27 protein-coding genes are annotated in these 25,152 nt (G+C 70.5%); 11 read left to right on the top strand and 16 right to left on the bottom strand.

The genetic code is table 11. From position 1 onward, the window contains the following. Position 1: 1 nt before the first annotated feature. Positions 2 to 688: a DUF2848 domain-containing protein gene (locus OG496_RS11915; protein ID WP_405970822.1), complete on the bottom strand. Its 687-nt coding sequence runs from the start codon at positions 686 to 688 to the stop codon at positions 2 to 4. A gap of 203 nt (positions 689 to 891) precedes the next feature. On the opposite strand from OG496_RS11915, the gene OG496_RS11920 reads away from it, so the two are divergent. From OG496_RS11920 to OG496_RS11930, 3 genes are read left to right on the top strand one after another with little or no spacing between them, the layout of a single operon-like run. Continuing rightward, positions 892 to 2,289 (top strand): MFS transporter, encoded by a 1,398-nt coding sequence (locus tag OG496_RS11920; RefSeq protein WP_405970823.1) that lies wholly within the window; start codon positions 892 to 894, stop codon positions 2,287 to 2,289. A 43-nt stretch (positions 2,290 to 2,332) separates the two neighbouring features. Next, a complete protein-coding gene (locus OG496_RS11925; protein WP_405970824.1) occupies positions 2,333 to 3,124 on the top strand; it encodes a carbon-nitrogen hydrolase family protein in 792 nt (263 codons plus the stop codon). Continuing rightward, positions 3,121 to 3,459: a cupin domain-containing protein gene (locus tag OG496_RS11930; protein ID WP_405970825.1), complete on the top strand. Its 339-nt coding sequence runs from the start codon at positions 3,121 to 3,123 to the stop codon at positions 3,457 to 3,459. Before OG496_RS11925 ends, OG496_RS11930 begins: the two co-directional genes overlap by 4 nt. A 16-nt stretch (positions 3,460 to 3,475) precedes the next feature. Here the strand turns inward: OG496_RS11930 and OG496_RS11935 are convergent, their stop codons facing one another. Beyond that, positions 3,476 to 4,102 carry a GntR family transcriptional regulator gene (locus tag OG496_RS11935; protein WP_405970826.1) on the bottom strand — a complete coding sequence of 209 codons (627 nt, stop codon included), beginning with the start codon at positions 4,100 to 4,102 and terminating at the stop codon, positions 3,476 to 3,478. A 247-nt stretch (positions 4,103 to 4,349) separates the two neighbouring features. Between OG496_RS11935 and OG496_RS11940 the strand changes: the two genes are divergently transcribed. After that, positions 4,350 to 4,844, top strand: a complete 495-nt coding sequence (locus tag OG496_RS11940; RefSeq protein ID WP_366498203.1) for a peptidylprolyl isomerase — start codon at positions 4,350 to 4,352, stop codon at positions 4,842 to 4,844. A gap of 119 nt (positions 4,845 to 4,963) precedes the next feature. On the opposite strand, the gene OG496_RS11945 is transcribed toward OG496_RS11940, so the two are convergent. From OG496_RS11945 to OG496_RS11975, 7 genes are all read right to left on the bottom strand, one after another. Beyond that, complete coding sequence (locus OG496_RS11945) at positions 4,964 to 5,998, bottom strand: alpha/beta fold hydrolase (RefSeq protein WP_405970827.1); 1,035 nt, start codon at positions 5,996 to 5,998, stop codon at positions 4,964 to 4,966. 56 nt (positions 5,999 to 6,054) lie between these two features. Beyond that, a complete protein-coding gene (locus tag OG496_RS11950; RefSeq protein ID WP_405970828.1) occupies positions 6,055 to 6,927 on the bottom strand; it encodes an alpha/beta fold hydrolase in 873 nt (290 codons plus the stop codon). 52 nt (positions 6,928 to 6,979) lie between these two features. Further along, positions 6,980 to 8,155: a DUF5624 domain-containing protein gene (locus OG496_RS11955; protein WP_405970829.1), complete on the bottom strand. Its 1,176-nt coding sequence runs from the start codon at positions 8,153 to 8,155 to the stop codon at positions 6,980 to 6,982. A gap of 49 nt (positions 8,156 to 8,204) precedes the next feature. Beyond that, positions 8,205 to 9,314 (bottom strand): hypothetical protein, encoded by a 1,110-nt coding sequence (locus OG496_RS11960; protein ID WP_405970830.1) that lies wholly within the window; start codon positions 9,312 to 9,314, stop codon positions 8,205 to 8,207. 103 nt (positions 9,315 to 9,417) lie between these two features. Further along, positions 9,418 to 10,029 carry a TetR/AcrR family transcriptional regulator gene (locus OG496_RS11965; RefSeq protein WP_405970831.1) on the bottom strand — a complete coding sequence of 204 codons (612 nt, stop codon included), beginning with the start codon at positions 10,027 to 10,029 and terminating at the stop codon, positions 9,418 to 9,420. Between the two features lie 113 nt (positions 10,030 to 10,142). Beyond that, a complete protein-coding gene (locus tag OG496_RS11970; RefSeq protein ID WP_405970832.1) occupies positions 10,143 to 10,850 on the bottom strand; it encodes a response regulator in 708 nt (235 codons plus the stop codon). Beyond that, entirely contained in the window at positions 10,847 to 12,151 is a 1,305-nt protein-coding gene (locus OG496_RS11975) for a sensor histidine kinase (RefSeq protein ID WP_405970833.1), read from the bottom strand. Before OG496_RS11975 ends, OG496_RS11970 begins: the two co-directional genes overlap by 4 nt. 315 nt (positions 12,152 to 12,466) lie before the next feature. Between OG496_RS11975 and OG496_RS11980 the strand changes: the two genes are divergently transcribed. Then, entirely contained in the window at positions 12,467 to 12,826 is a 360-nt protein-coding gene (locus OG496_RS11980; RefSeq protein ID WP_366498194.1) for a DUF779 domain-containing protein, read from the top strand. 162 nt (positions 12,827 to 12,988) lie between these two features. After that, positions 12,989 to 14,140 carry a phosphodiester glycosidase family protein gene (locus OG496_RS11985; protein ID WP_405970834.1) on the top strand — a complete coding sequence of 384 codons (1,152 nt, stop codon included), beginning with the start codon at positions 12,989 to 12,991 and terminating at the stop codon, positions 14,138 to 14,140. Positions 14,141 to 14,190: 50 nt separating this feature from the next. Here the strand turns inward: OG496_RS11985 and OG496_RS11990 are convergent, their stop codons facing one another. The 6 genes from OG496_RS11990 to OG496_RS12015 all read right to left on the bottom strand — a co-directional run bounded on the left by OG496_RS11990 (position 14,191) and on the right by OG496_RS12015 (position 19,579). After that, positions 14,191 to 14,385 carry a hypothetical protein gene (locus OG496_RS11990; RefSeq protein ID WP_405970835.1) on the bottom strand — a complete coding sequence of 65 codons (195 nt, stop codon included), beginning with the start codon at positions 14,383 to 14,385 and terminating at the stop codon, positions 14,191 to 14,193. A 107-nt stretch (positions 14,386 to 14,492) separates the two neighbouring features. Continuing rightward, on the bottom strand, positions 14,493 to 15,356 hold the full coding sequence (locus OG496_RS11995) for a phosphatidylinositol-specific phospholipase C/glycerophosphodiester phosphodiesterase family protein (RefSeq protein WP_405970836.1): 864 nt from the start codon (positions 15,354 to 15,356) through the stop codon (positions 14,493 to 14,495). A gap of 179 nt (positions 15,357 to 15,535) precedes the next feature. Further along, a complete protein-coding gene (locus OG496_RS12000) occupies positions 15,536 to 16,609 on the bottom strand; it encodes an acyl-CoA dehydrogenase family protein (RefSeq protein ID WP_405970837.1) in 1,074 nt (357 codons plus the stop codon). Continuing rightward, positions 16,606 to 17,811 carry an acyl-CoA dehydrogenase family protein gene (locus OG496_RS12005; protein WP_405970838.1) on the bottom strand — a complete coding sequence of 402 codons (1,206 nt, stop codon included), beginning with the start codon at positions 17,809 to 17,811 and terminating at the stop codon, positions 16,606 to 16,608. The genes OG496_RS12000 and OG496_RS12005 overlap by 4 nt, the downstream gene beginning before the upstream one ends. Continuing rightward, the gene (locus OG496_RS12010) at positions 17,808 to 18,785 is read right to left on the bottom strand and encodes an NADPH:quinone oxidoreductase family protein (RefSeq protein ID WP_405970839.1); all 978 of its coding nucleotides are present in this window, start codon (positions 18,783 to 18,785) and stop codon (positions 17,808 to 17,810) included. Before OG496_RS12010 ends, OG496_RS12005 begins: the two co-directional genes overlap by 4 nt. Before the next feature lie 212 nt (positions 18,786 to 18,997). Then, positions 18,998 to 19,579: a helix-turn-helix domain-containing protein gene (locus OG496_RS12015; RefSeq protein ID WP_405970840.1), complete on the bottom strand. Its 582-nt coding sequence runs from the start codon at positions 19,577 to 19,579 to the stop codon at positions 18,998 to 19,000. A gap of 46 nt (positions 19,580 to 19,625) precedes the next feature. Between OG496_RS12015 and OG496_RS12020 the strand changes: the two genes are divergently transcribed. From OG496_RS12020 to OG496_RS12040, 5 genes are all read left to right on the top strand, one after another. Beyond that, a complete protein-coding gene (locus OG496_RS12020; protein WP_405970841.1) occupies positions 19,626 to 20,600 on the top strand; it encodes an NAD(P)/FAD-dependent oxidoreductase in 975 nt (324 codons plus the stop codon). 29 nt (positions 20,601 to 20,629) lie between these two features. Further along, on the top strand, positions 20,630 to 22,168 hold the full coding sequence (locus OG496_RS12025) for an ATP-dependent DNA ligase (RefSeq protein ID WP_405970842.1): 1,539 nt from the start codon (positions 20,630 to 20,632) through the stop codon (positions 22,166 to 22,168). Beyond that, positions 22,165 to 22,641: an NUDIX domain-containing protein gene (locus tag OG496_RS12030; RefSeq protein ID WP_405970843.1), complete on the top strand. Its 477-nt coding sequence runs from the start codon at positions 22,165 to 22,167 to the stop codon at positions 22,639 to 22,641. The genes OG496_RS12025 and OG496_RS12030 overlap by 4 nt, the downstream gene beginning before the upstream one ends. Before the next feature lie 80 nt (positions 22,642 to 22,721). Next, positions 22,722 to 24,107 carry an NADP-dependent succinic semialdehyde dehydrogenase gene (locus OG496_RS12035; RefSeq protein ID WP_405970844.1) on the top strand — a complete coding sequence of 462 codons (1,386 nt, stop codon included), beginning with the start codon at positions 22,722 to 22,724 and terminating at the stop codon, positions 24,105 to 24,107. Positions 24,108 to 24,132: 25 nt separating this feature from the next. Further along, positions 24,133 to 24,369 carry a DUF6213 family protein gene (locus OG496_RS12040; RefSeq protein WP_317880821.1) on the top strand — a complete coding sequence of 79 codons (237 nt, stop codon included), beginning with the start codon at positions 24,133 to 24,135 and terminating at the stop codon, positions 24,367 to 24,369. Between the two features lie 74 nt (positions 24,370 to 24,443). Here OG496_RS12040 and OG496_RS12045 read toward each other — a convergent pair whose 3' ends face one another. Further along, a complete protein-coding gene (locus OG496_RS12045; RefSeq protein WP_405970845.1) occupies positions 24,444 to 25,049 on the bottom strand; it encodes a transcriptional regulator in 606 nt (201 codons plus the stop codon). Between the last annotated feature and the right edge of the window lie 103 nt (positions 25,050 to 25,152).

The raw sequence follows: 25,152 nt of genomic DNA on the forward strand, positions 1-25,152 counted from the left end.
GTCAGCCGATGGGCTCCGGCATCGGACGGACGTCGTAGGAGAGGCCGATGACGTCCCCGCCCGCCGGGTCGGCCAGTTCGACGCGCCAGCTGTCGGCGAACTGGTCGACACCCGCGGCCATGGGGATGGTCCCGGAGATCAGGACGGTCCCAGGGATGAGGTCGCCGCGGGATCGCAGCACGTCGACCCAGTAGCCCGGGGTGAGGAGTTCGGCCAGCGTTCCGGTCTGGATCTCCGTCTCCGTGCCGGCGTGACCGACCCACGCGCGCAGCGTGATCTCGTCGATACGGGACTCCACATCGGCCAGCCGCCAGGCGCGGCGCGCGAGGACGTCGGGGCCGGCGTTCTTGCTCCACGCCACCCCGTGCACCTCCAGGTCACGATCGGTGTGATCGCACGCGGCGGTCAGCAGCAGCTCCCCGCCCTCCGCGACGACCAGCGCCCACTCGGCCTCGCCGGACGTGCGCCCGTGCTGGACCGCGACCCGCTCCGTCTGCTGGGCGAGGTACGGGGAGACGGGATAGAGCGCCGGCGTCACGGCCGGACCCGGCACCCCCAGCTCAGCGAGTTCCGCGACGTGCGCGGCGACATCGTCCTGGCTGCGCCCGGCGTACCCGGCGTTGAGGACCTGGACGACATCGACCTCGCGCGTCGATCCGTCGGGCAGTTCGAAGGTCAGCACGGGCATGAGAGCACTCCCAGGGATCGGGGAACAGGGAACGGGCCACGGGAAACAGGAAACGGAGATCGAGGATCGGGGATCGGGGAGCCGAGAGTGCGCCCCCGGAACCTGGTTTCTCCGCGGTTAACTTCCGGCGCAGGGCTTGCGCATACGACCTGTATACAAGAAGTATGCCGGAAGGTCGATGTCTCCGAGCAAGGATGGGCACCATGCACGACACCCCGAAGAGCGGCACCGACGCTCCGAAGAGCGACGCCGGCGCCCCGCGGAGCGACACCGCCGCCTCGGCGAAACGCTCCGGCGTCCGCCGCGCCTTCGTCGCCAGCCTCACCGGCACCGCCCTGGAGTGGTACGACTTCGCCGTCTACTCCGCCGCGGCGGCCCTCGTCTTCGGCGACCTCTTCTTCCCCTCCGAGGACCCGCTCACAGGCACACTCCTGGCGTTCTCCACCTACGCGGTCGGCTACCTCTCCCGCCCCCTCGGCGGCTTCGTCTTCGGCCGGCTCGGCGATGTGATCGGCCGCAAGAAGGTGCTGATCGCCACCCTCGTCCTGATCGGCGTGGCCACCTTCGCCATCGGCCTGCTGCCCGCCTACGGCACGATCGGCGTGGCCGCGCCCATCGCCCTGGTCGTGCTGCGCTTCGCCCAGGGGGTCGGCGTGGGCGGCGAGTGGGGCGGCGCCGTCCTGCTGTCCAGCGAGTTCGGCGACTCCCGCCGCCGGGGCTTCTACGCCTCCGCCGCCCAGGTGGGCCCGCCCGCCGGCAACCTGCTCGCCAACGGTGTGCTGGCCGCCCTCGGCGCCCTGCTGACCGAGGCGCAGTTCGAGTCGTGGGGCTGGCGGGTCGCGTTCCTGCTGTCCGGCGTCCTGGTCGGCTTCGGGCTCTGGATCCGGGCCAAACTGGAGGAGACCCCGGTCTTCAAGGCGATGGAAGCCGAACAGTCCCGTCCCCAGACCCCGGTCCGCGAGGTCTTCACCACCCAGCCCCGCGCCCTCACCGCCGCGATCCTCTGCCGGGTCGGCCCGGACGTCCTCTACGCGATGTTCACTGTCTTCGTGCTGACGTACGCCACCCAGGAACTCGACATGTCGCGCGGCTCCGCCCTCGCGGCCGTCCTCATCGGCTCCTCGGTCCAGGTCTTCCTGATGCCCCTGGCCGGCGCCCTCTCCGACCGCGTCAACCGCCGCCTGCTGTACGGCATTTCAGCGATCGCCGCCGCGGTGTGGCCGTTCGTGTTCTTCCCGATGGCCGCCGGCGGTTCCTGGCTGCCGCTCGCCGCCGGAGTCCTCGTCGCCCTGGTGATCCACTGCTGTCTCTACGGCCCGCAGGCCGCCTTCATCGCCGAACAGTTCTCGCCCCGCCTGCGCTACACCGGCTCCTCGCTGGCCTACACTCTGGCCGGCCTCATCGGCGGCGCCATCGCCCCGCTCCTGTTCACCACCCTGCTGAGCGCCTACGACAGCTGGGTACCGCTGGCCCTCTACATCGCCCTCGCCTCCGCGATCTCCCTGGTGGGCGTCATGCTGGGCCGCAATCCCGAGGCCGCCGTGGACGAGGACGAACAGCTCGCCGCGCCGAAGATTCCGGCCACGGCAGACCTCCACTGACCACACCCACACCACCCCGCCCCGGACAAGGAGGCACCGCGTCATGCGGATCGCCCTCAGCCAGCTCACCACCGGCCCCGACCCCGAGAAGAACCTGCGCCTCGTCGAGGACTGGACGCGCCGCGCCGCCGACGCCGGAGCCCGTGTCGTCGTCTTCCCGGAGGCGTCGATGGCCTGCTTCGGCACGCCACTCGGCCCGCTCGCCCAGCCCCTCGACGGACCGTGGGCCGACGGCGTCCGCGAGATCGCCCGGGCGACCGGCACGGTCGTCGTGACCGGCATGTTCACCCCGGCCGACGAGGGCCGGGTGACCAACACCCTGCTGGCCACCGGCCCCGGCGTCGAGGAGTCGTACGACAAGATCCATCTCTACGACGCCTTCGGCTTCCGGGAGTCCGAGACCGTCGCCCCGGGTTCACGCCCCGCCGTGATCGACGTGGACGGCGTCCGGCTGGGTCTGGCGACCTGCTACGACGTCCGCTTCCCCGAGCTGTTCCGGGCGCACGCCGACGCCGGGGCGGTGGGCACCCTGCTGGCGGCCTCCTGGGGCGCGGGCCCCGGCAAGCTCGACCAGTGGGAACTGCTGGTGCGGGCCCGCGCGTTGGACGCCACCGTGTGGATCGCCGCCGTCGGCCAGGCCGATCCCGGCACCGGTCCGGGCCCGGTGCCGACCGGCATCGGGCACAGCCTGGTGGTCGGCCCCGACGGGTCCGTACGGGCCTCCCTCGGCGCCGAGCCGGAGCTGCTCGTCACCGACCTGGACGTCGACGAGGTCGGCGCGGTCCGCGAGAAGACGTCCGTACTGGCGAACCGGCGACCGGAGGTGTGGCGATGAGCGGGCCCGAGTTGGAGTTCCACCGTCCGGACGGACCCTGGCGCCCACCGGCCGGCGCCGGACCCGGCGTGGAGGAGTGCGTGCTGGCCGAGGATCCCGAGAGCGGGCGGCGCACCGCGCTCGTGCGGTGGGCGCCGGGCACGGACTCCTCGGCCGCGGGCGTGGCCCTGCACGCCGTATGGGAGGAGGTCTATCTCGTCGAGGGAGCGATGCACGACCTGACGCTGGACCGCACCTTCACGGCGGGCATGTACGCCTGCCGTCCTCCGGGCATGCCGCACGGGCCGTGGACCTCGGCGGACGGTGTGACGATGCTCGTGATCACCTACCCCTGACCGCCGCGGAGTGACCTCAGCCGTCGAGGAGCACCTTGAGGGTCGACCGCAGGTGGTGGTCGATGGCCGCGCACGCCGCCTGCGCGTCACCGGCGGCGAGGGCGTCGACGATGGCCTCGTGCTCGTCGAGCACCGCCTTCTGCCGGCCCTGCTGGTTGAAGACGGCGACCACTCCGGCGCGGACCTGACGGCTGCGCAGACCGTCGTAGTGCCGGTCCAGCAGGGTGTTTCCCACGGCCGACACCAGGGACGCGTGGAAGCGGTGGTCCACGGCGATGAACTCGTGCGCCTCCTCGGCGCCGGTGAGCGCGCGCTGCTGTTCCAGCAGGGAGCGGAGTTCCCCCAGGGGCACCCGCCCGGCCGCGACGAGCCGCTCGGCCGCGTACCGCTCGACCATGCCGCGCAGCTCCATCAGCTCCCGGACCTCGCGCCCCGTCAGAGGTGCCACCCGGGCACCGCGTTTGGGCACGAGTTCGACCAGGTCCTCCGCGGCGAGCATCAGCAGCGCCTCGCGGATGGGGGTGCGGGAGACACCGATACGATCGGCGAGCTCCTGCTCCGACAGGAAGGCCCCCTGCATCTCGGGGTCCGTCAGCACCGTGTCCTTGAGATACGCGTAGGCCTTCTCCCGACCGGACGCCACGGCAACCCCCAGACATCGCATACAGTTTGTATACCGACGCTACCACGCACGCTCCCGCCCACCGGAGCCGTAGGGCGCCGGCCGGCACCGCGCCTCGGGAAGCCGGCGCCGACGCACGAGCTCCGCTCTGTGGATAGAGTTCGACGGACTGGACTCCCATCAGAGCCCTTTGACGTAACGGCCTGGCGTTCGGCACACGGTCACGCCAGGCAGAGGGTGCAACACACCGAAAGTGACAGAATTGACCATGAGCAACGTCTACTTCGACATCACCATCGACGGCGCCCCCGCCGGCCGCATCGTCTTCAACCTCTTCGACGATGTCGTCCCGAAGACCGCCCGCAACTTCCGCGAGCTGGCCACCGGGCAGAACGGTTACGGCTACGCGGGCTCCGGCTTCCACCGCGTCATCCCGCAGTTCATGCTGCAGGGCGGTGACTTCACCAACCACAACGGCACCGGTGGCAAGAGCATCTACGGCGAGAAGTTCGCGGACGAGAACTTCGACCTGAAGCACGACCGCCCGTACCTGCTGTCGATGGCGAACGCCGGCCGCAACACCAACGGCTCGCAGTTCTTCGTCACCACCGTCGTCACCTCGTGGCTCGACGGCAAGCACGTCGTCTTCGGCGAGGCCGTCGAGGGCACGGAGATCATCGACAAGATCGAGTCCCTGGGCTCGCAGTCGGGCTCCACCAAGGCCAAGATCGAGATCGCCGCTTCCGGCGTCGTCGAGGGCTGAGCCAGCCCCGTACACGGTCGTGACCGCGGGCCCCGGTGATGATGTTCCGTCGCCGGGGCCCGCGGCATGTCCGGGGCGGAACCGCGGGGCAGCCGCCACGCAGGCGCCGGTACACGCCCTCAGTCGTGCAAGGTCCGCCGCAGGAAGTCCGTGACCAGGTCCATCGTGCGGCGGGTCGACCAGGGCCGCCCGACCTCCTCGTCATCGAGGACGGCCAGGTCGCCGTGGCCGGCGCCGAGGAGGACGACGCGGGTCGAGTCGGCGCCGTGGGCGCGCAGGGCCTCGTGCAGCAGCAGCGTCTGGCTGGGCGAGACGATCGGGTCGGCGGTGCCGTGCAGGAGCAGGAAGGCGGGCAGCGCCGACGCGGAGCCGAGGTGGCCGATCGGGTTCGCCTCGGCGGCGGCCTGCGGGGCGTCGGCCAGAGACGCGCCGCTGGTCCGGCCGTTGACGAACATCGCCGCGATGTTGTCCGCCCCCTCGAACCTCGCCCGCGTCGCCGCGTCGAAGTCGGCCGCGATCCGGGTCAGGTCCGAGGCACCGAAGTCGTCCACGACGGCCTGGACCGCGGCATCGGGGTCCGTGGCTGCCGGATCGAGCAAGGACCGGCCGCCGAGTACCCCGGTCATCGCGGCCAGGTAGCCCCCGGCCGACTCGCCCCACAGCGCGACGCGCCCCGTGTCGATGCCGTACTCCTCGGCATGGGCCCGCAGGTGGCGCAGCGCGCTCTGCACGTCGGCGACGGCATCGCGGAAGGTGGCGTCCTGGGGAATGGTGCGGTACTCGATGCTGGCGACCGCGAACCCCGCCTCCGCCACGTAGGCCTTGGTGTCCGGCGCCAACTCCTTCCTGGAGATCATGAAACCGCCGCCGGGGACGTAGACCACGAGCGGCGCGGGTTCGTCCGTGTCGGGGACCAGCAGGTCCAGCCGTAGCGGGATCGGGTTGCCGTCGGCGCCCCTGCGCGTCGCGTACACGATGTCGTGCTGCTCGGAGAGCTTGCCCTTGCCCAGCGTGATCTGGGGCTCGCCCGTGGGGTCCACGACGATGCTGGTGCCGGTGTCGCTCTCGGCCACCGACGTGGCGTAGGCGAGGACATTGCGGGGCGCGGCATCGGCCGGGGTGAACTCGGGGCTCGGGGTGGTGGGTTCGGGCATGGTGTCGCTTCCTCTGCGGTCGGGAAGGCGGTGGCGCCTTCACTGAGGTGTGGCCGTCAGCTGGTCAGGAAGGAGTCCAGGAGGTTGTTGACCAGGTCGGGGCGGGTGGCGAAGGCGAAGTGGTCCGCGCCGGGCAGTTCGGCCAGGCGGGCGCGGGCAATGGTGGTGCGCAGGTACAGGGAGACCCCAGTGGGAACCTCCTGCCCGATGGTGCTGGCCATCAGGAGGGTGGGCGCCTCGATGGCCGGGAGCAGGGCCCGGTCGTCGTCCAGGGAGATGTCCTCGAAGAATCCGAGCAGGGTCCGTACACCGGCGTTGTGGCTCATCTCCCGGAACCAGGCGCCGAGTTCGGCCGCGCGGGCGTCGTCCACGTCGGCGAAGACGACCTCGGGATCGAGCACGGCGTCGGTGATGCCCTCGATGCCGCCCTCGGCCGCCGCGTCGGTGAAGCGGGCGATCCCCTTCTCGTCGAAGCCGTAGGGCCAGTCGGCGGAGCGGCGGAACTTGGGTGAACCGTTGATGACCGCCAACTTGCCCACGAGGTCCGGGTGTTCGGCGGCGAAGCGCAGCGCGACGTGTCCCGCGGAGGCGAAGCCGACCAGCAACGGGGCCGTGAGTCCCAGGTGTTGGATCAGCGCTGCGAGGTCGGCGACGTACAGGGCGGTGACGCCGGTCACGTCGGGCGGCAGTTCGCTGGAGGCGCCGTAGCCGCGCAGGTCGAGGAAGACGTTGCGGGCGCGGCTGTCGAAGAACTCCCGCTGGGCCACCCAGGATCGGGAGTCGAGCGGCAGGCCGTGCACCCAGACGATCACCGGTGCGGTGGGACCGGTCGCGCCGGTCTCGTAGTAGGCGATACGGCCGCCGTCCGGTACGTCGAGGTGGCGGGCCTGGTCGAGGGTGAGGGGGGTGATCGGTGTGGTCGTGGGCATGGTGGGGGCTCTCCCGGAAGGTGTACGTGGGCCAGGACCGGGGCGGAGGGACTTACAGGTCGGTGGGGTACGTGACGCCGTCCAGGCCGGGAACGACGACCTTGGCGGGGTCGTTGCCGGCCTCGACGAGCTGTCGTACGGCGAAGTCGGTGACGCAGCCGGAGAGCAGCTGGCGCGGGTCCTCCAGGACCATGCGAAGCCGGGTGGTCATGGCGCGCCAGTCGTCGGGGCCGTGGATCACCGGCATCTCGCTGATCTCGGTGACGGCGGGGTCCGCGACGTCGGGGACCGTCAACTGCCCTGGGGCGTAACGGGGATGGCCGTCGAACATCAGCTCACCCAGTTCGACGGTGGCGCGGGTGTTGAACCAGATCTGGCGCAACGGCTCCTCCAGCGCGGCGACTTCCGTCAGGTCGCCGTCGACGGGGGTGGCGAAGGTGGGAGCGTGCGGGGCCATGTAGAGCCGCTCCAGGGGCAGTTGGTACTCGGAGGCACCCAGGATCATGGTGGCGACGCTGCAGGTGTTCCAGGTGACGCCCGCGGTGGGGCGGCCCTGTTGGCCGGCGATCACGACCATCGCGCGGGCCCAGTCGATCTTCTGCGTGGTGAACCAGCGCAGGATGCGGTGGGAGATGTCCAGGCCGGTGAGGAAGAACGTCGCGATCATCATCTGGTTGACCGGGACGGGCAGTTTGCCGCAGGGGCCGCCTTCCAGGTAATCCTCGCGCAGGGTACGGGAGTTGAGGTACGCCTCGTCGGCCAGCGCGGCGCGCAGATAGCGGGCGGTGACCGCGCACGCGTAGTCGACCATGTCGGCGATCGCCTGCTCACGGCCCCGGTACGCCTCGACGGCGATGGTCTCGCGCCACAACTCGGCGCTGTTGGCGGCGCGGGAGCGCTCGACCTCGTGCAGCAGCCGCTCGGCCTCGGCGCGCCAGCCGAAGTCGGCGTACTTCTCGCGGAGTTGGACGAGGGTGGCCACGGCGGGGCCGAGATGCGAGACACCGGCCAGTTCCTTGAAGCCGCGGGTGGAGAAGCGGAAGCCCTCGACGGTGGGCGGCCGGCCGTCGCCGGGGTAGAGGGCGAAGTCGGCGCTGGTGGCCACGATCAGCGGATCGGCGCTGCCGTGCTCGACGGCGGCCCGGGTCAGATGCGAGCCGATGCTGCCGGGCCCGGCGGTGTAGGTCGTGAACAGGTCGACGAGTTCGGGGCTTTGGTGGGACGGCATCGGCGGATCCTCTCTCCAGATCTTCGAAGGGCGTGGACTTGGCCGGCTCCTACTGGTCGAAGCGGTACAGAACAGTCCGGGCGGCGAAACGGACGTCGGCGGTGAGGCTGTTGCTGACGGCGACCAGCAGGCCGCCGTCGTGGCCGCGGAGCACGGCGGCGTCGGTGGCACCCGTGGTCGGGAAGGACTGCACGGCCGTGAGGCGTCCGTCCGCGAACCGGTAGAGCTGGGAGTCCAGCGAGGTGACGGGCTCGGCCTGGGTGCCGAGGATGAAGTTGACGCGTACGACGTACAGCCCGTGCTCGGTGTCGAGGACGGCGAACTCGCGCGCCCCGAGCCCGTCGAGCACCTGGTGTTCGACGAAACGCTCCCCGTCCCAGCGGAGCAGCCGCGACGGGCTCGCCAGGCAGGCGACCAGGAGATAGGTCTCGCCCTGCGGGTCGGTGAAGTGGGCGAAGGCGCGGCCGTGTTGGGGAGCGAGGTCCTGGACGTGCTCGAACTTCTCGCCGTTCCAGCGCAGCAGCACCGAGGGGCGCACATGGTCGGCGTAGGCGAGGAAGTGCTCGCCGCCGAGGTCGAAGGCGTGCCAGTTGTAGCCCCAGAGCGAGTCGACGTCCTGCAGCGCGGCGAAGCGGGTTCCGTCCCAGGTGTAGATGCGGGAGGGCTGGTTCTCCTGCTCGTGGCCCGGGACGGTCACACCCTGGGCCAGGGCGAGGAAGTGCCGCTCGCCGATGGCGAAGTGGCGCCACTGCTTGGCCGCGAAGCCCAAGACGCTCTGGAAGGGCGTGAATTGGGTCCCGTCCCACTCGAAGACCGTGGAGTCGGTGGTGTATTCGTACGGTCCCTTGCCCGAGCGGATGTCGGCGACGGCCAGGAAGGCGCGCTCGCCGATCCGGAAGAACTCCGCGTCCTCACCGCCGGGCGCCCGCAGGGCCTGGAAGGGCTCGTACGTGTCGGTGCCCTCGGCCCGGCGCAGCAGGAGCAACTCGGTGTCACTGTCCCCGCCGTTCATACCGGCCGGGGTCCCGGGGATGTCGTAGGCGAGTTGGGGGATCGCCAGCAGCTGCATGCCGTCGAGCTCGAAGGGCTCAACGGCACGCGCCCCGGATGCAGGCAGCGCGGCCACCTCCGTCAGGCGGGCAGTGTGGGTGACGGACATGTGGTTCCTCGATTCGGGGTACGGCAGCAGTTCGGTGTACGGCGGCGGGGGCGGCGGCGACTCGGTCAGCGCGGCGGGGCGGGCTGGAGCCAGCCGTCTGCTGTCACCGGCGAGGCGGGTCGGACTGGAGCAGGCCGTGTGCCGCGAGCCGGGTCAGTGCCTCGACCGCCGCGTCGCCCTCCGCCTCGCTCTCCGGAGGGGCCACGAGCTGGCAGAAACGCTCGATCATGGCGACGACCGCGAGCGCGGTCAGGCGCGCGTCCACATCCGGAGCGGCGAGCCGACGTGCTTCCGCCACATGTGCGGTCCAGATAGTGACGTGCCGTGCCCGCATCCCCTCCCAGTGCGCGGCGAACTCCGCGCTGACCAGAGAGGCCTCGTATATGGCGGTCATCTCCGCGCGGTGGTCGCGGTAGATGTCCCAGTAGGCGCGCACGTGCCCGCGGATGTCGTCGATCCCGTCGAGGGCATGCCCTTCCCCGGACTGCTCGACCACGCGCTCGCGCAGGGCGGCGGCGAAGTCGTCCGCTATCGAGCGGAGCAGGTCGTCCTTGTCGGTGAAGTACCGGTAGAAGATCCCGGCCGACTTGCCCGCCTCGGCGGTGATGTCGCCGATCTTCGTCGACAGGTAGCCCTGGCGCGCTATCACCCGGAGGGCGGCGGCCTTGAGCTCGGCCGCGGAGCGTTCGCCCTTGGACGTGGCGGTTGCGGGCATGGGTCCTCCGACGATCACGTGAGCAGAAAAGTAAATCTGAATTCAGTTTCAGTTATGTCCACGCACTTGTCAACCGAAGCGGAATCCGAGCAGGGACTGGCGCTCCGCGGGTACTACGCCGATACCTCGCCACCGGTTGCGTCCTCGTGCCGCGCCCCCGGGCTGACGAGTCCCGTCTCGTACGCGACGACGACCGCCTGGGCCCGGTCGCGCAGGGAGAGCTTGGCGAGGATGTGGGAGACGTGGGTCTTGACCGTGGCCTCGGAGAGGTGGAGCCCGGTGGCCAGTTCGGCGTTGCTCAGGCCCTGGGCGAGCAGGCGCAGGACGTCCAGTTCGCGGGGTGTGAGCGCGGCCAGGTCGCGATGGAGGGAGGCCGTTTCCGGGGCCCGGCGGGCGAACCGCTCGACCAGGCGGCGCGTGATGGCGGGGGCGAGCAGCGCGTCACCGGCGCGCACCGTGCGGACGGCGGCGACGAGGTGTTCCGGGGTGACGTCCTTGAGGAGGAAGCCGCTGGCTCCGGCGGCCAGCGCCGCGTAGACGTAGTGGTCGAGGTCGAACGTGGTCAGCATGACCACGCGCGGCGCGTCCGTGTCACCGACATCCTTGAGAATGCGCCGTGTTGCCTCCAGTCCGTCCATGTCCGGCATGCGGATGTCCATCAGCACCACGTCGGGCCGGGTGCGCCGGACCGCGTCGACGGCTTCGGCGCCGTCGGTCGCCTCGGCGACCACCTCGATGCCATGGGCGTCGAGGATCAGCCGGAAGCCGGTACGTACGAGGGCCTGGTCGTCGGCGACCACCACGCGCGGGGCGCGGTTCACAGGTCCTCCAGGGGGATCAGGGCCCGCACGCGGTAGCCGCCGAACGGGCGGGGGCCGGTGCGCAGGGTGCCGCCGTAGACGGCGAGGCGTTCGCGCAGGCCGATCAGACCGCGGCCGTTGCCGGTGGCCGCGGCGGGGCCGGGCCTGCCGCCGGTGTCGGTGACCTCGACGTGCAACTCGCCCTCGCCGTACGCCACTTGGACGCTCGCGTCGGCGCCGGACGCGTGTTTGACGGTGTTGGTCAGAGCTTCCTGGACGACTCGGTAGGCGGCGAGTTCGATGCCGGCGGGGAGGGGGCGGGGCGCTCCGGAGACGGTCAGTTCGACCGGTACGCCGGCGCCGCGCATGCGGCCGATCAGCGCCTCCAGCCGGTCGAGACCCGGTTGCGGATCCAGCTCCGGGCTCTCCAACTCGTCGGCGTCCTGGCCCAGTTCCATGGTGAGGAGGCCCATCACGTGGCGCAGCTCCCCCATCGCCGCCCGGCCGCCCGCCTCGACGGCGAGGAGTGCCTCGCGCGCCCGCTCCGGGGACTTGTCCATGATCGTGCGGGCGGCGCCGGCCTGGATGACCATCACGCTGACGTTGTGCGTGACGACGTCGTGCAACTCCCGGGCGATCCGGGCGCGTTCGTGTTCTACGGCCCTGTGCAGCTCCTCGGTCCGGGCGCTCTCCACCGCGGTGAGCCGGGTGCGGGTCTCAGCGGCCCGGATCTTCCAGGTGCGCAGTCCGATGGCGGCCACGACTATCGGCACCGAGATGAGCAGGGCCACGTACTGCGTGGGCACGGTCGGGGCGACGTAGAAGTACGGGTTGGCCGGGTCGACTTGGCCCGATCTGCTGATGACGGCGACCGCCGCGGCGAGGCTCACCAGGGTCGGCAGGCGGTGGGGGCTGTAGGCCGCGGCGCTGTAGGCGGCGATGACGCAGGCGTAGAAGGTGAGCCGGGCGACGTCGTCCGGTGTCAGGGCCGTCGCGACCGTCACGAGCCACAGCACAGCGAGGGGGTAACGGCGTCGCCACGCGAGCGCCGCCGAGGCCAGGAACACCAGAATGACCAGGTCGGTCATGCGGTGCCGGTGGGCCTCGTCGTAACCGTCACCCCACGCGTACTGCACCGAAGCGAAGGTGAGGACGATCGCGAGCGCGGCGTCGACGAGCCGCTGTTGCCCTGTGGGGCGCGGCAGTTGACCACCGGGGCGCAGAAGCGCGTTAGCCGCTCGGCGCAGCCCGACCGGAACCAGCCGAGCCGGAAACTGCCGAGCCTGGACTGGTCGAGCCGGGACTTCCTCTCCCACCGTCACCGGCCCATTCTCGCGGGTGCCGACGGCGCCCGGAATCCCTCCGACGGACGGGCCGCGTACATCCGTCGGCTACATCTCAAGGATGACGTCGTGAGCCATCACCCCAGTGCGGTGCGGTACGGCAATTGGCCTGGACGACCGGCGCGCCCGGGGCGGCCGGATGGGCGGCACGCATCCGTACGGCGACCGCACTCCGAGCCGAGTAGAGGCGAACAGAGCCGAACAAGTACGCCCCCACAGGCACGCAACCCTCTCGCAACCTTGCGTGTGATGCCCTGGGTCGACGATCCGCATCCGGCTCCTGGGACGGCTGACATGGACGACAACACCCCGCGCGTCGAACTCACCCCCGCCGCAGCCGACCTGCTGCGCCAACTCCACGCACAGCACGGCCCGTTGATGTTCCACCAGTCAGGCGGCTGCTGCGACGGCAGTGCGCCCATGTGCTACCCGGAGGGCGAGTTCCGCACCGGCGGCTCGGACGTGCTGCTCGCCGAGCTGGAGGTCGAGGGTGTGCCGGAGCCCGTGACCTTCTGGATCTCGCGCAGTCAGAACGAGGTGTGGAGTCATACCCGGCTGATCGTGGACGTCGTAGCAGGGCGCGGCAGCGGTTTCTCGTTGGAAGCACCCGAGGGGGTGCGTTTTCTCACTCGTTCCCGTGTAGTCGGCGCCTAGCAGCCCCGCCGGTCATCGTCATCTGCTGCACTTCCCCTGAGACTTGAGAAAGTTGACGAGACATCAGGGGATCCTGTGACGCACCGTCAAAAATGTTTAAGAGCAGGCAGATCCGTACTCACACATCTCACGGCATTCGGCGCGCTGGCCGGTGCGGCCCTGGTGGGGGCGGCACCGGCCGACGCCGTACCGGGCACCACGCGGCTCGCGCCGGGTGTCACCTACGAGCAGTTCGACATCACGGCGGCCAAGGGTGTGACCCACGCCCATGTGGTCGTCGTGGACCTGCGCACCGCCCATGTGCGGGTCAACCTGCTGTACCCGGGCGCGGTGGCGGCCCGGGAGCCCGTCTCCCGGCTGGCCGACTCGGCGGGCGCCGTCGCGGGCGTCAACGGCGACTTCTTCAACATCACCGAGACCCAGCACCCGGGCGTCGAGGCCACCGGCTCCACCGACGGACCGGCCATCGCGAGCGGCATCGCGCTGAAGGCCGCGGTGCCGGACGGCCAGCGCTTCGGGCCCGCGCTGCCGCCCGGCACGAACACCCGGAACGTGCTCGGTGTGGGGGTCGACCGGGTGGCCCGGCTGGACAGCCTCGCCCTCAGCGGGTCGGTGCACACCCCACACGGGCGGCTGACGCTCGGCGGGTTCAACCAGTACGCGCTGCCGGAGAACGCCATCGGTGCGTTCACCACACAGTGGGGCAGCGTCTCCCGGGTGCGTGCCACATGTGGCACGGACACGAACCGGGCGGGCGCCTGTAGTGCCGACACCTATGAGGTGACCGTGCGTGGGGGCCGGGTGGTGTCGGCATCCAACACCCCCGGCAGCGGTGCCATCGCCGCCGGCACCACCGTTCTCGTCGGCCGTGAGGCGGGTGCGCAGCGGCTGCGGAAGCTGTTCACGGGCGAACGGGTCCAGGTGCAGCACCGTCTCGTGGCGTCGAGGTCCGGGGTTCCGTACCGCTTCGCCCTGGGTGGCTACCCCGTCCTGCGCGACGGTCAGCCTTTGGCCGGTCTCGACAACACGACCTCGGCCGTCCGCACCGCCGTGGGAATCGCGAACGGCGGCCACCGTCTGCTGCTGTTCGCGACGGACGGCGCGGTCGCCTACCGCAGCGGTCTGACGATCGCCGAAGTCGCCACACAGATGCGGGAGTTGGGCTCGGTCGACGCCTTCAGCCTGGACGGCGGCGGCTCGACGACCCTGGTCGCCCGCGCACCCGGCGCGAGCGCCGTCACGGTACGGAACCATCCCAGCGGCGGCGCCGAGCGCCCCGTACCGAACGGCGTCGGAGTCTTCTCGACCAACTGATCAACCAATTGATCAACCGGCTGATCAGTCAACTGGTCGACCGGCTGAACTCACGGATGCAGGCCGCTCACCAGATCCGCGGTGGCCGTCAGGCCACTGTGGATCGTGGACGCCATGCTGGTGCTCGCCATGAAGAACCCGAGCAGTGCGCAGACCAGCGCATGGGAGAGCTTCAGCCCGCCGCTGCGCATGAAGATCACCGCAAGGATCAGGAGCAGCAGCACCACAGAGATGGAAATCGCCATCGTCACCCTCCTCCGCCACGCCGCCATGTCTGGTTCACGGCGTTCGGCCGCAAGTGTGGCGTAGCGGAGGGTTCGTCCGGGCTACTGACGTGTCCCCCGAACGGGTGTCACACAGACCGGCGCGCGTCCAGGAACGCTTCCAGCCCGGCCAGGTCGTCGGTGTTGAGGAAGTCCACACCGGCGGCGAACAGTTCGTCCCACAGCGCGTCACGGGCGGGGCTCGCCACGTCCGGGGTGTTCCAGAACCGCACGGTCTGCTCGTGCGCGTGCGCCTGCTGGACGATCGACCGCAGCTTCTGCCGTTCGGCGTCGGGGAAGGCGCCGGTGCCGAGCCAGGTGAAGTTGGTCTGCCAGTTGTCGCTGATGAGCGAGATGAAGGAGGCGGGCGCCGAGCTGCCGAGGTCGGTGAGCCGGCCGTCGTAGAAGGCGCGGCGCACGGTCTGCGCCTCCATGGGGATACGGGCCGCGCGGTCGCCGGAGATGACGTTGGTGACGGCGCCCGGGTGGACGCGTCCGTGGGCGTAGGTCGTGAACAGGTGCTTGTAGCGCTGGAGATGGCGGTCGAGTTCGAGGTACGTCGAGGAGCCCTCGGTCTTGATGTCGATCAGGAGTTGCAGCGGATGGCGCCAACCCCGGTACACCGAGCCGTGGTTGGCCTTCACGAGGGCGGAGAGCGGGTCGAGGTAGAGGGATTCCAGCGTGCGGCTCGGATCGAGTTCGGACGCGGAGTGACCGATGAGGAGTTGGTCGCCGACGAGGAAGATGTCGGCCTCGACGCTGCCGAAACGGTGGTCGAGGGCGTCGAAGAGCGGCCGGGGGTGCTCGTAGTCGTTGTGGGCGTGGGCGCGCCACAACGGCCGCTTGCGGTGCCCTTGTTCGCCGGCGAACGCACTGCCGGCGGGCGGCGCGAGGACTGCCGCGACGGTGGCGCCGAGCGCGGTGAGGGCTCTGCGACGGGTGATGAGGGCCATGGTGTTCCTCCCTGTGGGGCGGGTTCGAACCACAGGGAGTATGAGGCTGTGAGCACGCCAACGAACCTGTACATGCCAGGAGTTGGCCGGACTGCCCTCGCTTGTTCACTCCTTCGGCGGGGGCGCACGGAAAAGCCCACCCCAGGTGGGACGGGCTTCACCGAAGGGACGACCGGCGGTCAGGGAGCGCGCAGATCGACCAGTTCCGCCAGCGCCTCGCGATGGGCGCCCGCCGTGCCGTAGGCGATCGAGTCGGCCTTGGCCCGCTTCAGGTAGAGGTGGGCCGGGTGCTCCCACGTCATGCCGATGCCGCCGTGCAACTGGACGGCCTCCTCGGCCGCGTGGACGGCGACGGACGCCGCGTAGGCCTGCGCGACGGCGACCGCCACATCGGTGTCGTCACCGGTCGCGAGGGCGTCGGCCGCGTTGCGCGCGGCGGCCCGCAGGCTGACGACCTCCAGCCACAACTGCGCCAGCCGGTGCTTGAGCGCCTGGAACCCGCCGACGGGCCGGTTGAACTGCTTGCGCTCCTTCAGATACCGGACCGTCTCCGTCAACGTCCAGTCGGCAACGCCCAGTTGCTCGGACGCGAGCAGCCCGGCCCCGGCCCGCAGAGCACGTCGTACGGCGGGTTCGGCGTCTCCGATCCGACGCCCCGCGGCCCCGTCGAACACCACGCGCGCCAACGGCCGCGTCAGATCCAGCGACACCTGCGGTACGACGGTCACGGCGCCCGCGTCGACGGCGTACAGCCCGCCGTCCGCACCCGGCACGAGCAGCACATCGGCGGCGGCCGCGTCGGCGATGCCGGTCAACTCCCCGTACAGGGAGCCGTTTTCCTGCCGTACGGTCTTGTGGGCACCGCCCGGTGCGACGCTCAGGGAGACGGCGAGGACGCCGATCCTCCGGCCCGAGGCCAGGTCCGCGAGCAGGTCGTCCGCGTCGCACGCGAGGAGTGCCTCGGTGGCGACGACCGCGCTCGTGAGGTACGGGACGGGGGCGACCGCGCGGCCCAACTCCTCCAGGACGACGGCGACTTCGCGGTGCGTGGCGCCCTGGCCGCCCCGCTCCTCGGGCACCAGGAGGCCGGCGAGGCCCATGCCGTCGGCGAGGGACTTCCACAAGGACAGGTCGTGCGGGGCGTCCGACTCGGTGCGCACGATGACACTCGCCGCGTCGCAGTGGTCGGTGAGCAGGTCCCGGACGGCGGCGCGCAGCGCCTCTTCCTCCTCCGAGTAGAGAAGATCTGTCATCGGGAGAGGTCCTTCCACGCGACGTTCTTGTCGGTGCGCGGCTCGGCCGGGAGGCCCAGGACGCGCTCGGCGACGATGTTCAGCAGGACCTCGCTGGTCCCGCCCTCGATGCTGTTGCCCTTGGAGCGGAGGTAGCGGTAGCCGGCGTCGCGGCCGGTGAAGTCCACCATTTCCGGACGCCGCATGGTCCAGTCGTCGTACAACAGGCCTTCCTCGCCCCGGAGTTCGACCTCCAGGCCGCTGATCTCCTGGTTGAGGCGGGCGAAGGAGAGTTTCATGCCGGAGCCCTCGTGGCCGGGCTGGCCCGCGACGAGCTGTTGGCGCAGCCGTTCGCCGGAGAGCCGGGCGACCTCGGCCTCGACCCAGAGCTTGAGGAGGCGTTGGTGGAGGTCGTGCGTGCGCAACTCCGGGCGCCGGCGCCAGGTTTGGCTGATCGGGCCGATCATGCCGCCCTCGCGCGGAATGCGCATGCCGCCGATGGAGACGCGCTCGTTCATCAGCGTGGTCTGCGCGACCCGCCAGCCGTCGCCGATCTCGCCGAGGCGATGGGCGTCCGGGATACGGACGTCGGTGAGGAAGACCTCGTTGAACTCGGCCTCGCCGGTGATCTGGCGCAGCGGCCTGACCTCGACGCCGGGGTCGGTCATGTCGCAGATGAAGTAGGTGATGCCCGCGTGCTTGGGCACGTCCGGGTCGGTGCGCGCGATGAGGATGGCCCAGCGGGCGAGGTGGGCGCTGGACGTCCACACCTTCTGCCCGTTGACGACCCAGTCGTCGCCCTCACGGACGGCCCGCGTGCCGAGCGCGGCCAGGTCGGACCCGGCACCCGGCTCGCTGAAGAGCTGGCACCAGACCTCCTCGCCGACCCAGAGCGGCCTGAGGAAGCGCTGCTTCTGCTCCTCGGTGCCGAAACGGAGGACGGTCGGCGCGGCCATGCCGAGGCCGATGCCGATCCGGCGCGGGTCGTTGTCCGGAGCGCCAGCCGCCTCCAACTCGGTGTCCACGACAGCCTGGAGAGCGCGCGGGGCACCCAGCCCACCGAGCCCCTCGGGGTAGTGCACCCACGCGAGCCCGGCGTCGAAACGGGCCTTGAGGAAGTCGAGCTGGCCGGTCTCCAGCGGTGGGTGCGCGGCCAGCAACTCCTGGGCGCGGCGGCGCAGTTCGGCCGCGCTCGTGGACGCTCCCGTGGTCTCTTCGCTCATACGGCGGCTCCGTTCTCCAACGACGGTACGACGACGACCCGGCCGGTGGTGACACCGTCGCCGACCCGCTGCACGGCGGCGGCCGCACCGGCCAGCGGGACGCGCTCGCTCACCAGCGGCTTGATGGCGCCGCGTGCGGCCAGGTCGGTCAACCGCTCGTGGCAGTCGAGGATCAGCTTCGGGTTCTTGACGGCGTACAGGCCCCAATGCAGGCCCAGGATCGAGTAGTTCTTCACCAGGGCGTGGTTGAGCGACGGGCTGGGAATCGTGCCGCTCGCGAAGCCCACGACCACGATCCGGCCCTCGAAGGCGACGACCTTCGTGGACTGCGTGTAGGCGTCGCCGCCGACCGGGTCGAAGATCACGTCGGCACCGCGTCCGCCGGTGGCCGCCTTGACGGCCGCGACGACGTCCTCGGTACGCCGGTCGATCACGACGTCGCAGCCCAACTCCCGTGCCACGACAGCCTTTTCGGCACCGCCGACGACACCGATGACGGTGGCACCGGCTGCCCTGCCGAGTTGTACGGCCGCGCTGCCGACCCCGCCGGCGGCTGCGTGCACGAGCAGGGTCTCGCCTGCCTCCAGGTGGGCACGCTGGTGGAGCGCGAACCAGCCCGTCTGGTAGCCGATGTGGAGTGCGGCGGCCTCGGCGTCGTCCAGCGAGTCGGGGGCGGGCAGCAGACCGGCGGCGTCCGCGACCGCGTACTCGGCGAAACCGCCGTACGGCAGCGCGGGGTTGGCGATCACGCGGCGGCCGTCCTCGGTCTCGCCGCAGATCTCGACACCCGGGGTGAACGGGAGCGGGGGCCTGACCTGGTAGTGGCCTCGGCACATCAGGACGTCCGGGAAGTTGATGTTCGCGGCGCGTACCTTGAGCAGGACCTGGCCGTCGCCCGGCGTGGGTCGTTCCACCTCCGCCAGGCGCATCGCCTCACTTGGCTCGCCGTTCTCGTGCACTTGCCATGCCTGCATGCGGGGCCTCCACGGGACTGCTCTGTCTGACCGGGGTCGATTGCATACTAAGCGGTCGCTTGCCGATGAGGGAACAGTCGGGTTCGTCACGGTCGAGTGGGTGCGTGCCGTTCTTTGACCGCAGGCCGGTGGGGGCTGGTCGCGCCCACGCGGCGGAGCCGCACATCGATACAGCCCCGCGCCGCTGAGGGGCGCCCCGGTGGCCGCGTCTTTCACTGACCGCGCTTCGGCCTCGCCCTCACATGCATCCGCTCCCCCTGCGGGCCGAACAGGCTCAGGAACTCCGCGGGACCCTCCCCCGTGGACCCGAACCAGTGCGGCACCCGCGTGTCGAACTCGACGGCCTCCCCCGTCGCGAGCACGACATCGTGTTCGGCGAGCACGAGCCGGAGCCGTCCGGACATCACGTACAGCCACTCGTAACCCTCGTGCGTCCGCAGGTCGGGTTCCTCCTTCCGCTGTGGGACCAGCACCTTGAAGGCCTGGAGTCCGCCCGGCTGACGGGTGAGCGGCCAGTAGGTGCGACCGTGCCGCTGGATCGGCTCGGACCGGACCCGTGGATCACTCACCGGCGGCGTCCCCACCAGCTCGTCCAACGGCACCTGATGAGCCCGCGCGATCGGCAGCAGCAGTTCCAGGCTGGGCTTACGCAGCCCGGACTCCAGGCGGGACAGCGTGCTCACCGAGATGCCGGTCGTCTCCGAGAGCCCGGCGAGAGTCGCGCCCCGCTCCTTCCGGATCCGCCGCAGTCGCGGGCCGACCTCCGCCAGGACCTCGTCCGTGTCGTCGTTCATGACCGATATTGCAGTTTCGGCAAACACGTTTGTCAATACGGCAGCGATGGGGCGACCTTCGGGGGTGGAGGTGGTCACCGTGACCGAGACACGTACCGGAACCTACGAAGTGGTCGTCATCGGCGGCGGAGCGGCAGGGCTCTCCGCCGCGCTGGTCCTGGGCCGGTCCCGGCGTCGCACGCTGGTCGTCGACGCCGGTGAGCCGCGCAACACGCCCGCCGCTCACATGCAGGGCTATCTGTCCCGGGACGGCATGTCACCCGCCGAGTTCCTCGCCCTGGGCCGCGAGGAGATCGCGCGCTACGGCGTCGACCTGGTCCGGGACCGTGCGGTGGACGTCACGAAGGGCGAGGACTTCGCCGTAGCGCTGGCCGACGGGGAGACCGTGCACGCGCGGCGGATCGTCGTCGCCACCGGGCTCAAGGACGAGCTGCCCGCCGTCCCCGGAGTCGCCGAACGCTTCGGGCGGGACGTGATCCACTGCCCGTACTGCCATGGCTGGGAGGTCCGTGACCAGGCCTTCGGTGTCCTCGCGACGACGGCGATGAGTGTGCACCAGGCGCTGATGGTCTCGCAGTGGTCGAAGGACGTGACCCTGTTCCTCCACACGGTCGCCGAGTCCGAGCTGACGGACGACGACCTGCGGAGGCTGGCCGCGGCCGGGGTCGCCGTAGTGCCTGGTGAGGTCGCGGAACTGGTGGTCCAGGACGATCGACTCACCGGCGTCCGCCTCGCGGACGGCACCACGCACCCCCGCGAGGCCCTGTTCGTCGCGCCCCGCGCGATTCCGCAGACCGGCCTCCTGGAGAAGCTGGGAGCCGAGCTGCAGGAGACCCCGTTCGGCGCGTACCCCGTGGTCGACCCGACGGGCCAGACGACCGTGCCCGGGGTGTGGGCGGTGGGCAACGCGATGGGCTTCGCGGAGCAGGTCGTGAACGCGGCCTCCGCCGGGTACCGGGCGGGCGCCACGATCAACGGCGAGCTGCTCATGAGCGACCTCGACGCGGCCGTCCGGGTGTAGACCGCCCGCCTCCGTTGCACGATGGCTGCATGCTGCTGACCCGGCTCGCTCATGTGTCCCAGGAGGTCGCCGCCACCTCGGCGCGGTCCCGGAAGATCGCCCTGCTCGCGGAGCTCTTCCGGGACGCGGAGGCCGACGACGTCCCGATCGTCATCCCGTATCTGGCGGGCCGCCTGCCGCAGGGCCGCCTCGGTATCGGCTGGAAGGTGCTGAGCCGGCAGGTCGAACCGGCATCGGAACCTACTCTCACCGTGCGCGAGGTGGACGCCCGGCTCACCGGCCTCGGCACGGTGTCGGGCGCCGGTTCGCAGGCCGAACGCTCCCGCCTGGTGGGCGAGTTGATGGGTGCGGCCACCGCCGACGAGCAGCGCTTCCTGTTCGGGCTGATCACCGGTGAGGTCCGGCAGGGCGCGCTGGACGCGGTCGCCGTGGAGGGGCTGGCCGAGGCAACTGGCGCGCCCGCGACGGACGTTCGGCGGGCCGTGATGCTGGCGGGTTCGCTCCAGACGGTGGCCGAGGCGCTGCTCTCCGAAGGCCCCGCCTCCCTCGACCGGTTCCGGCTGACCGTGGGCCGCCCGGTCCTGCCGATGCTCGCGCACAGCGCCACGTCCGTCGCCGAGGCGGTCGAGAAGCTGGGTGCCTGCGCGGTCGAGGAGAAGCTCGACGGCATCCGTGTCCAGGTCCACCGCAACGGCGAGGTCGTACGGCTCTACACCCGCACCCTCGACGACATCACCGACCGCCTGCCCGAACTCACCTCCGCCGCCCTGGAGTTGAGAGGCGAGCGGTTCATCCTGGACGGTGAGGTCATCTCGTTCGACGCGGACGGGCGGCCCCGTTCCTTCCAGGAGACGGCGGGCCGGGTCGGCTCGCGCGTGGACGTGGCCACGGCCGCCGAGACGGTCCCCGTCTCCCCCGTGTTCTTCGACGTACTGTCCGTCGACGGCCGCGATCTGCTCGACCTGCCGTTCGCCGAACGGCACGCGGAACTGGCCCAGTTGGTGCCTGAGCCGATGCGCGTCCGCCGGACTCTCGTGTCCGGCCCCGAGGATGTCCCGGCGGCCGAGACCTTCCTCGCCGAGACCTTGAAGCGCGGCCACGAGGGGGTCGTGGTCAAGGGCCTCGACGCCCCGTACAACGCGGGCCGCAGAGGCGCCTCCTGGCTGAAGGTGAAGCCCGTCCACACGCTCGACCTGGTCGTCCTGGCCGCCGAGTGGGGCCACGGCCGCCGCACCGGCAAGCTCTCCAACCTCCATCTGGGCGCCCGGAGTTCGGACGGTTCCTTCGCGATGCTCGGCAAGACCTTCAAGGGCATGACCGACGCCGTGCTGGCCTGGCAGACCGAGCGCCTCCAGGAGCTGGCCGTGGAGAGCGACGGCCACGTGGTGACCGTACGGCCCGAACTCGTCGTAGAAATCGCGTATGACGGCCTGCAGAAGTCGACCCGCTACCCGGCCGGTGTCACGCTGCGCTTCGCGCGGGTCGTGCGGTATCGGGAGGACAAGCGGGCGGAGGAGGCGGACTCGGTGGAGACGTTGTTGGCGGCGCATCCGGAGGTGAAGCCGTGAGTGGGGACGCGAGGGGCAAGCGGAGCGCCGGGCTGTTGTTGTTCCGGCACACCGATCGTGGGCTGGAGGTGTTGCTCGGCCATATGGGTGGGCCGTTCTTCGCACGCCGGGACGCGGGGGCGTGGAGTGTGCCCAAGGGTGAGTACGAGCCCGACGAGACCGCCTGGGACGCGGCCCGGCGCGAGTTCCAGGAGGAGCTGGGGATCGCGCCGCCGGACGGTGAGGCGATCGGGCTCGGCGAGGTGCGGCAGAGCAACGGGAAGGTCGTCACCGCGTGGGCGATCGAGGCTGATCTGGATCCGGCGGCCATGGTCCCCGGCACGTTCCGGATGGAGTGGCCGCCGAAGTCCGGGCAGGTCCAGGAGTTCCCGGAGCTGGACCGGGTGGAGTGGCTGAGCGTCGAACGGGCGCGGGAGGTGATCGTCACAGCGCAGGCCACGTTTCTCGACCGGCTGGTGGAGCACTCGGGCTGAGCGAGCGCGTATGCGTACGCGTTGCGGTCCCCCGCGCCGCGCGGGAAGGTCGAAGCACAGCCCGCTCCAGGAGGTCAGCCATGCCCATCGCGACGGTCAACCCGGCGAACGGCGAGACGCTCAAGACGTACGAGGCCATGGGTGCCGAGGAGATCGAGCGCCGGCTCCAGCTCGCGGAGGCCACGTTCCGTACGTACCGGACGTCTTCCTTCGCCGAGCGCGCCCGGCTCATGCATCGGGCCGCCGATCTGCTCGACGAGGACCAGCAGGACATCGGCCGGACCATGACCACCGAGATGGGCAAGCCGGTCAAGCAGGCCCGCGCGGAGGCGGCCAAGTGCGCGAGGTCGATGCGCTGGTACGCCGACCACGCACAGGAACTGCTCGCCGACGAGCTGCCCTCCGCGGCGGACGTCAAGGACTCGGGCGGTTCACGGGCCCTGGTGCGGTACCGGCCGCTCGGCCCCGTCCTCGCGGTGATGCCGTGGAACTTCCCGCTGTGGCAGGTGATCCGCTTCGCCGCGCCCGCGCTGATGGCGGGCAACGTCGGCCTGCTCAAGCACGCGTCGAACGTCCCGCAGACCGCCCTCTACCTGGAGGACCTGTTCCACCGCGCGGGCTTCCCGGAGGGCGCCTTCCAGACCCTGCTGGTCGGTTCCGGCGCGGTTGAGGAGATCCTGCGCGACGAACGGGTGAAGGCGGCCACGCTCACCGGCAGCGAGCCCGCAGGCCGGGCGGTCGCGTCCGTGGCCGGGGACATGGTCAAGAAGACGGTGCTGGAACTGGGCGGCAGCGATCCGTACGTCGTCATGCCGTCCGCCGACATCGAGCGGGCCGCGCAGATCGCGGTGACCGCGCGCGTACAGAACAACGGGCAGTCGTGCATCGCCGCCAAGCGGTTCATCGTGCACACGGATGTCTTCGACGCGTTCACCGAACGGTTCGTGGCGGGCATGAAGGCGCTCACGGTCGGTGACCCGCTGGAGGAGGAGACCGAGGTCGGACCGGTCGCGAGCGAAGCGGGCCGTGGCGATCTGGAGGAACTCGTCGACGACGCGGTGGAGAGCGGGGCGACCGTGCTGTGCGGTGGTGAGCGGCCGGATGGCCCCGGCTGGTTCTACCCGCCGACCGTCCTCACCGACATCACCCGCGAGATGCGCATCCACCGCGAGGAGACGTTCGGACCTGTCGCCACGCTGTACCGGGTAGCCGACCTCGACGAGGCCGTCCTCCTCGCCAACGACACGCCGTTCGGGCTGAGTTCCAACGTGTGGACGCGGGACGAGGCCGAGGTCGAGCGGTTCGTACGGGACCTGGAGGCCGGTGGGGTGTTCTTCAACGGGATGACCGCGTCGCATCCGGCGTTCCCGTTCGGCGGGGTGAAGCGGTCCGGGTACGGGCGGGAGTTGTCGGGGCACGGAATCCACGAGTTCTGCAACATCACCACGGTATGGCACGGAGCGTGAGCGTTACGCGGCTACGATCCCCTCTGTGAACCGCGAAGTGACTCTGCCTCTGATCGTCGACGACCGCGGGACCCTGCAGGTGGCTGCCGCCGATGTCAGCAAGCTTTTGCGTACCGTGGGTGGGCGGTGGCTGCACCTTGTCGAGGCCGGGGAAGAGGGGCTTGATGAGGACACGGTGGCTGCGTTGACGATCGAGCTGGCGAAGTTGGCGGATCGGATTGACGTGGCTTGCATCGCCCATAGCAGTGGGGGGTCGTCGTAGTTCGCTGAGTGCGGGTGCGCCGTGGCTTGTCGCGCCCACGCGACGGAGCCGCAAATAGATACAGCCCCGCGCCCCTAGGGGGTGCCCTGAGCCGGCGTTGGAAGGCTCGCCCAGAACATTGCCTCGTAGTGCTTGAGCTTGCTGCTGTATCCCCGTACCAGGTTCTCGTTCACACGGCCCGCGTGTACCGCTGCCGCCGCCTTCTCGTCCAGTTCCGGGGACGGCTCGGCGAAGAAATCGAAGAAGCCGCAGGCCGCCTCCGTGAAGGCGTAGTGCTCGCGCAGCGCAGCGGCGATTGTTGCGCAATAGGCGCCCCATTCCGCGAAGTTGGACGTCAGGGCGAGTACCACGTCCGTCGGGTTCGCGTTGAGGGCTAGCCACGCGACGTAGGCCGGATAGGACTGGCAGCCGGGCAAGGGTTCGTAGCTGGTCAACCGAGTCTCGTCCACGCCGCAGGCCTCCGCGAAGGCGATGAGCCGCTCCCCCGCCATCGACTCCCCCTCCGCCAGGAACTCGAAGAAAACCGATGCCTCCGGGGTGGTCTCCGGGCGTTGCGCCAGATGCAGGAAAGCGCGGCGGTCGGCCGGGATCACCCGGTGTTGTTCCAGGGCCAGGGTTGCGAGGGTTTCCCGGGGTGCGGCACCGGTCTCGATCCGGGCTACCAAAGGGTTGGTGGTCATCGCGTCCTTCTTCGGCCGGGGTCCGGATACTGATCCGACCTTTACACAGGGTCCCTGAATTGGAGTAGTCCACCGAGAGATCGTCGCCCTCAAGGGTGATCGT

The organism is Streptomyces sp. NBC_00988 (genome assembly GCF_045162645.1).
Classification (GTDB): domain Bacteria; phylum Actinomycetota; class Actinomycetes; order Streptomycetales; family Streptomycetaceae; genus Streptomyces.

Bases quoted from the DNA above. Each gene is read 5' to 3' on its own strand.
- OG496_RS11915 (WP_405970822.1), bottom strand. From the start codon at position 688: ATGCCCGTGCTGACCTTCGAACTGCCCGACGGATCGACGCGCGAGGTC.
- OG496_RS11920 (WP_405970823.1), top strand. From the start codon at position 892: ATGCACGACACCCCGAAGAGCGGCACCGACGCTCCGAAGAGCGACGCC.
- OG496_RS11925 (WP_405970824.1), top strand. From the start codon at position 2,333: ATGCGGATCGCCCTCAGCCAGCTCACCACCGGCCCCGACCCCGAGAAG.
- OG496_RS11930 (WP_405970825.1), top strand. From the start codon at position 3,121: ATGAGCGGGCCCGAGTTGGAGTTCCACCGTCCGGACGGACCCTGGCGC.
- OG496_RS11940 (WP_366498203.1), top strand. From the start codon at position 4,350: ATGAGCAACGTCTACTTCGACATCACCATCGACGGCGCCCCCGCCGGC.
- OG496_RS11945 (WP_405970827.1), bottom strand. From the start codon at position 5,998: ATGCCCGAACCCACCACCCCGAGCCCCGAGTTCACCCCGGCCGATGCC.
- OG496_RS11950 (WP_405970828.1), bottom strand. From the start codon at position 6,927: ATGCCCACGACCACACCGATCACCCCCCTCACCCTCGACCAGGCCCGC.
- OG496_RS11955 (WP_405970829.1), bottom strand. From the start codon at position 8,155: ATGCCGTCCCACCAAAGCCCCGAACTCGTCGACCTGTTCACGACCTAC.
- OG496_RS11960 (WP_405970830.1), bottom strand. From the start codon at position 9,314: ATGTCCGTCACCCACACTGCCCGCCTGACGGAGGTGGCCGCGCTGCCT.
- OG496_RS11965 (WP_405970831.1), bottom strand. From the start codon at position 10,029: ATGCCCGCAACCGCCACGTCCAAGGGCGAACGCTCCGCGGCCGAGCTC.
- OG496_RS11980 (WP_366498194.1), top strand. From the start codon at position 12,467: ATGGACGACAACACCCCGCGCGTCGAACTCACCCCCGCCGCAGCCGAC.
- OG496_RS11990 (WP_405970835.1), bottom strand. From the start codon at position 14,385: ATGGCGATTTCCATCTCTGTGGTGCTGCTGCTCCTGATCCTTGCGGTG.
- OG496_RS11995 (WP_405970836.1), bottom strand. From the start codon at position 15,356: ATGGCCCTCATCACCCGTCGCAGAGCCCTCACCGCGCTCGGCGCCACC.
- OG496_RS12000 (WP_405970837.1), bottom strand. From the start codon at position 16,609: ATGACAGATCTTCTCTACTCGGAGGAGGAAGAGGCGCTGCGCGCCGCC.
- OG496_RS12005 (WP_405970838.1), bottom strand. From the start codon at position 17,811: ATGAGCGAAGAGACCACGGGAGCGTCCACGAGCGCGGCCGAACTGCGC.
- OG496_RS12010 (WP_405970839.1), bottom strand. From the start codon at position 18,785: ATGCAGGCATGGCAAGTGCACGAGAACGGCGAGCCAAGTGAGGCGATG.
- OG496_RS12015 (WP_405970840.1), bottom strand. From the start codon at position 19,579: ATGAACGACGACACGGACGAGGTCCTGGCGGAGGTCGGCCCGCGACTG.
- OG496_RS12020 (WP_405970841.1), top strand. From the start codon at position 19,626: ATGGGGCGACCTTCGGGGGTGGAGGTGGTCACCGTGACCGAGACACGT.
- OG496_RS12025 (WP_405970842.1), top strand. From the start codon at position 20,630: ATGCTGCTGACCCGGCTCGCTCATGTGTCCCAGGAGGTCGCCGCCACC.
- OG496_RS12035 (WP_405970844.1), top strand. From the start codon at position 22,722: ATGCCCATCGCGACGGTCAACCCGGCGAACGGCGAGACGCTCAAGACG.
- OG496_RS12045 (WP_405970845.1), bottom strand. From the start codon at position 25,049: ATGACCACCAACCCTTTGGTAGCCCGGATCGAGACCGGTGCCGCACCC.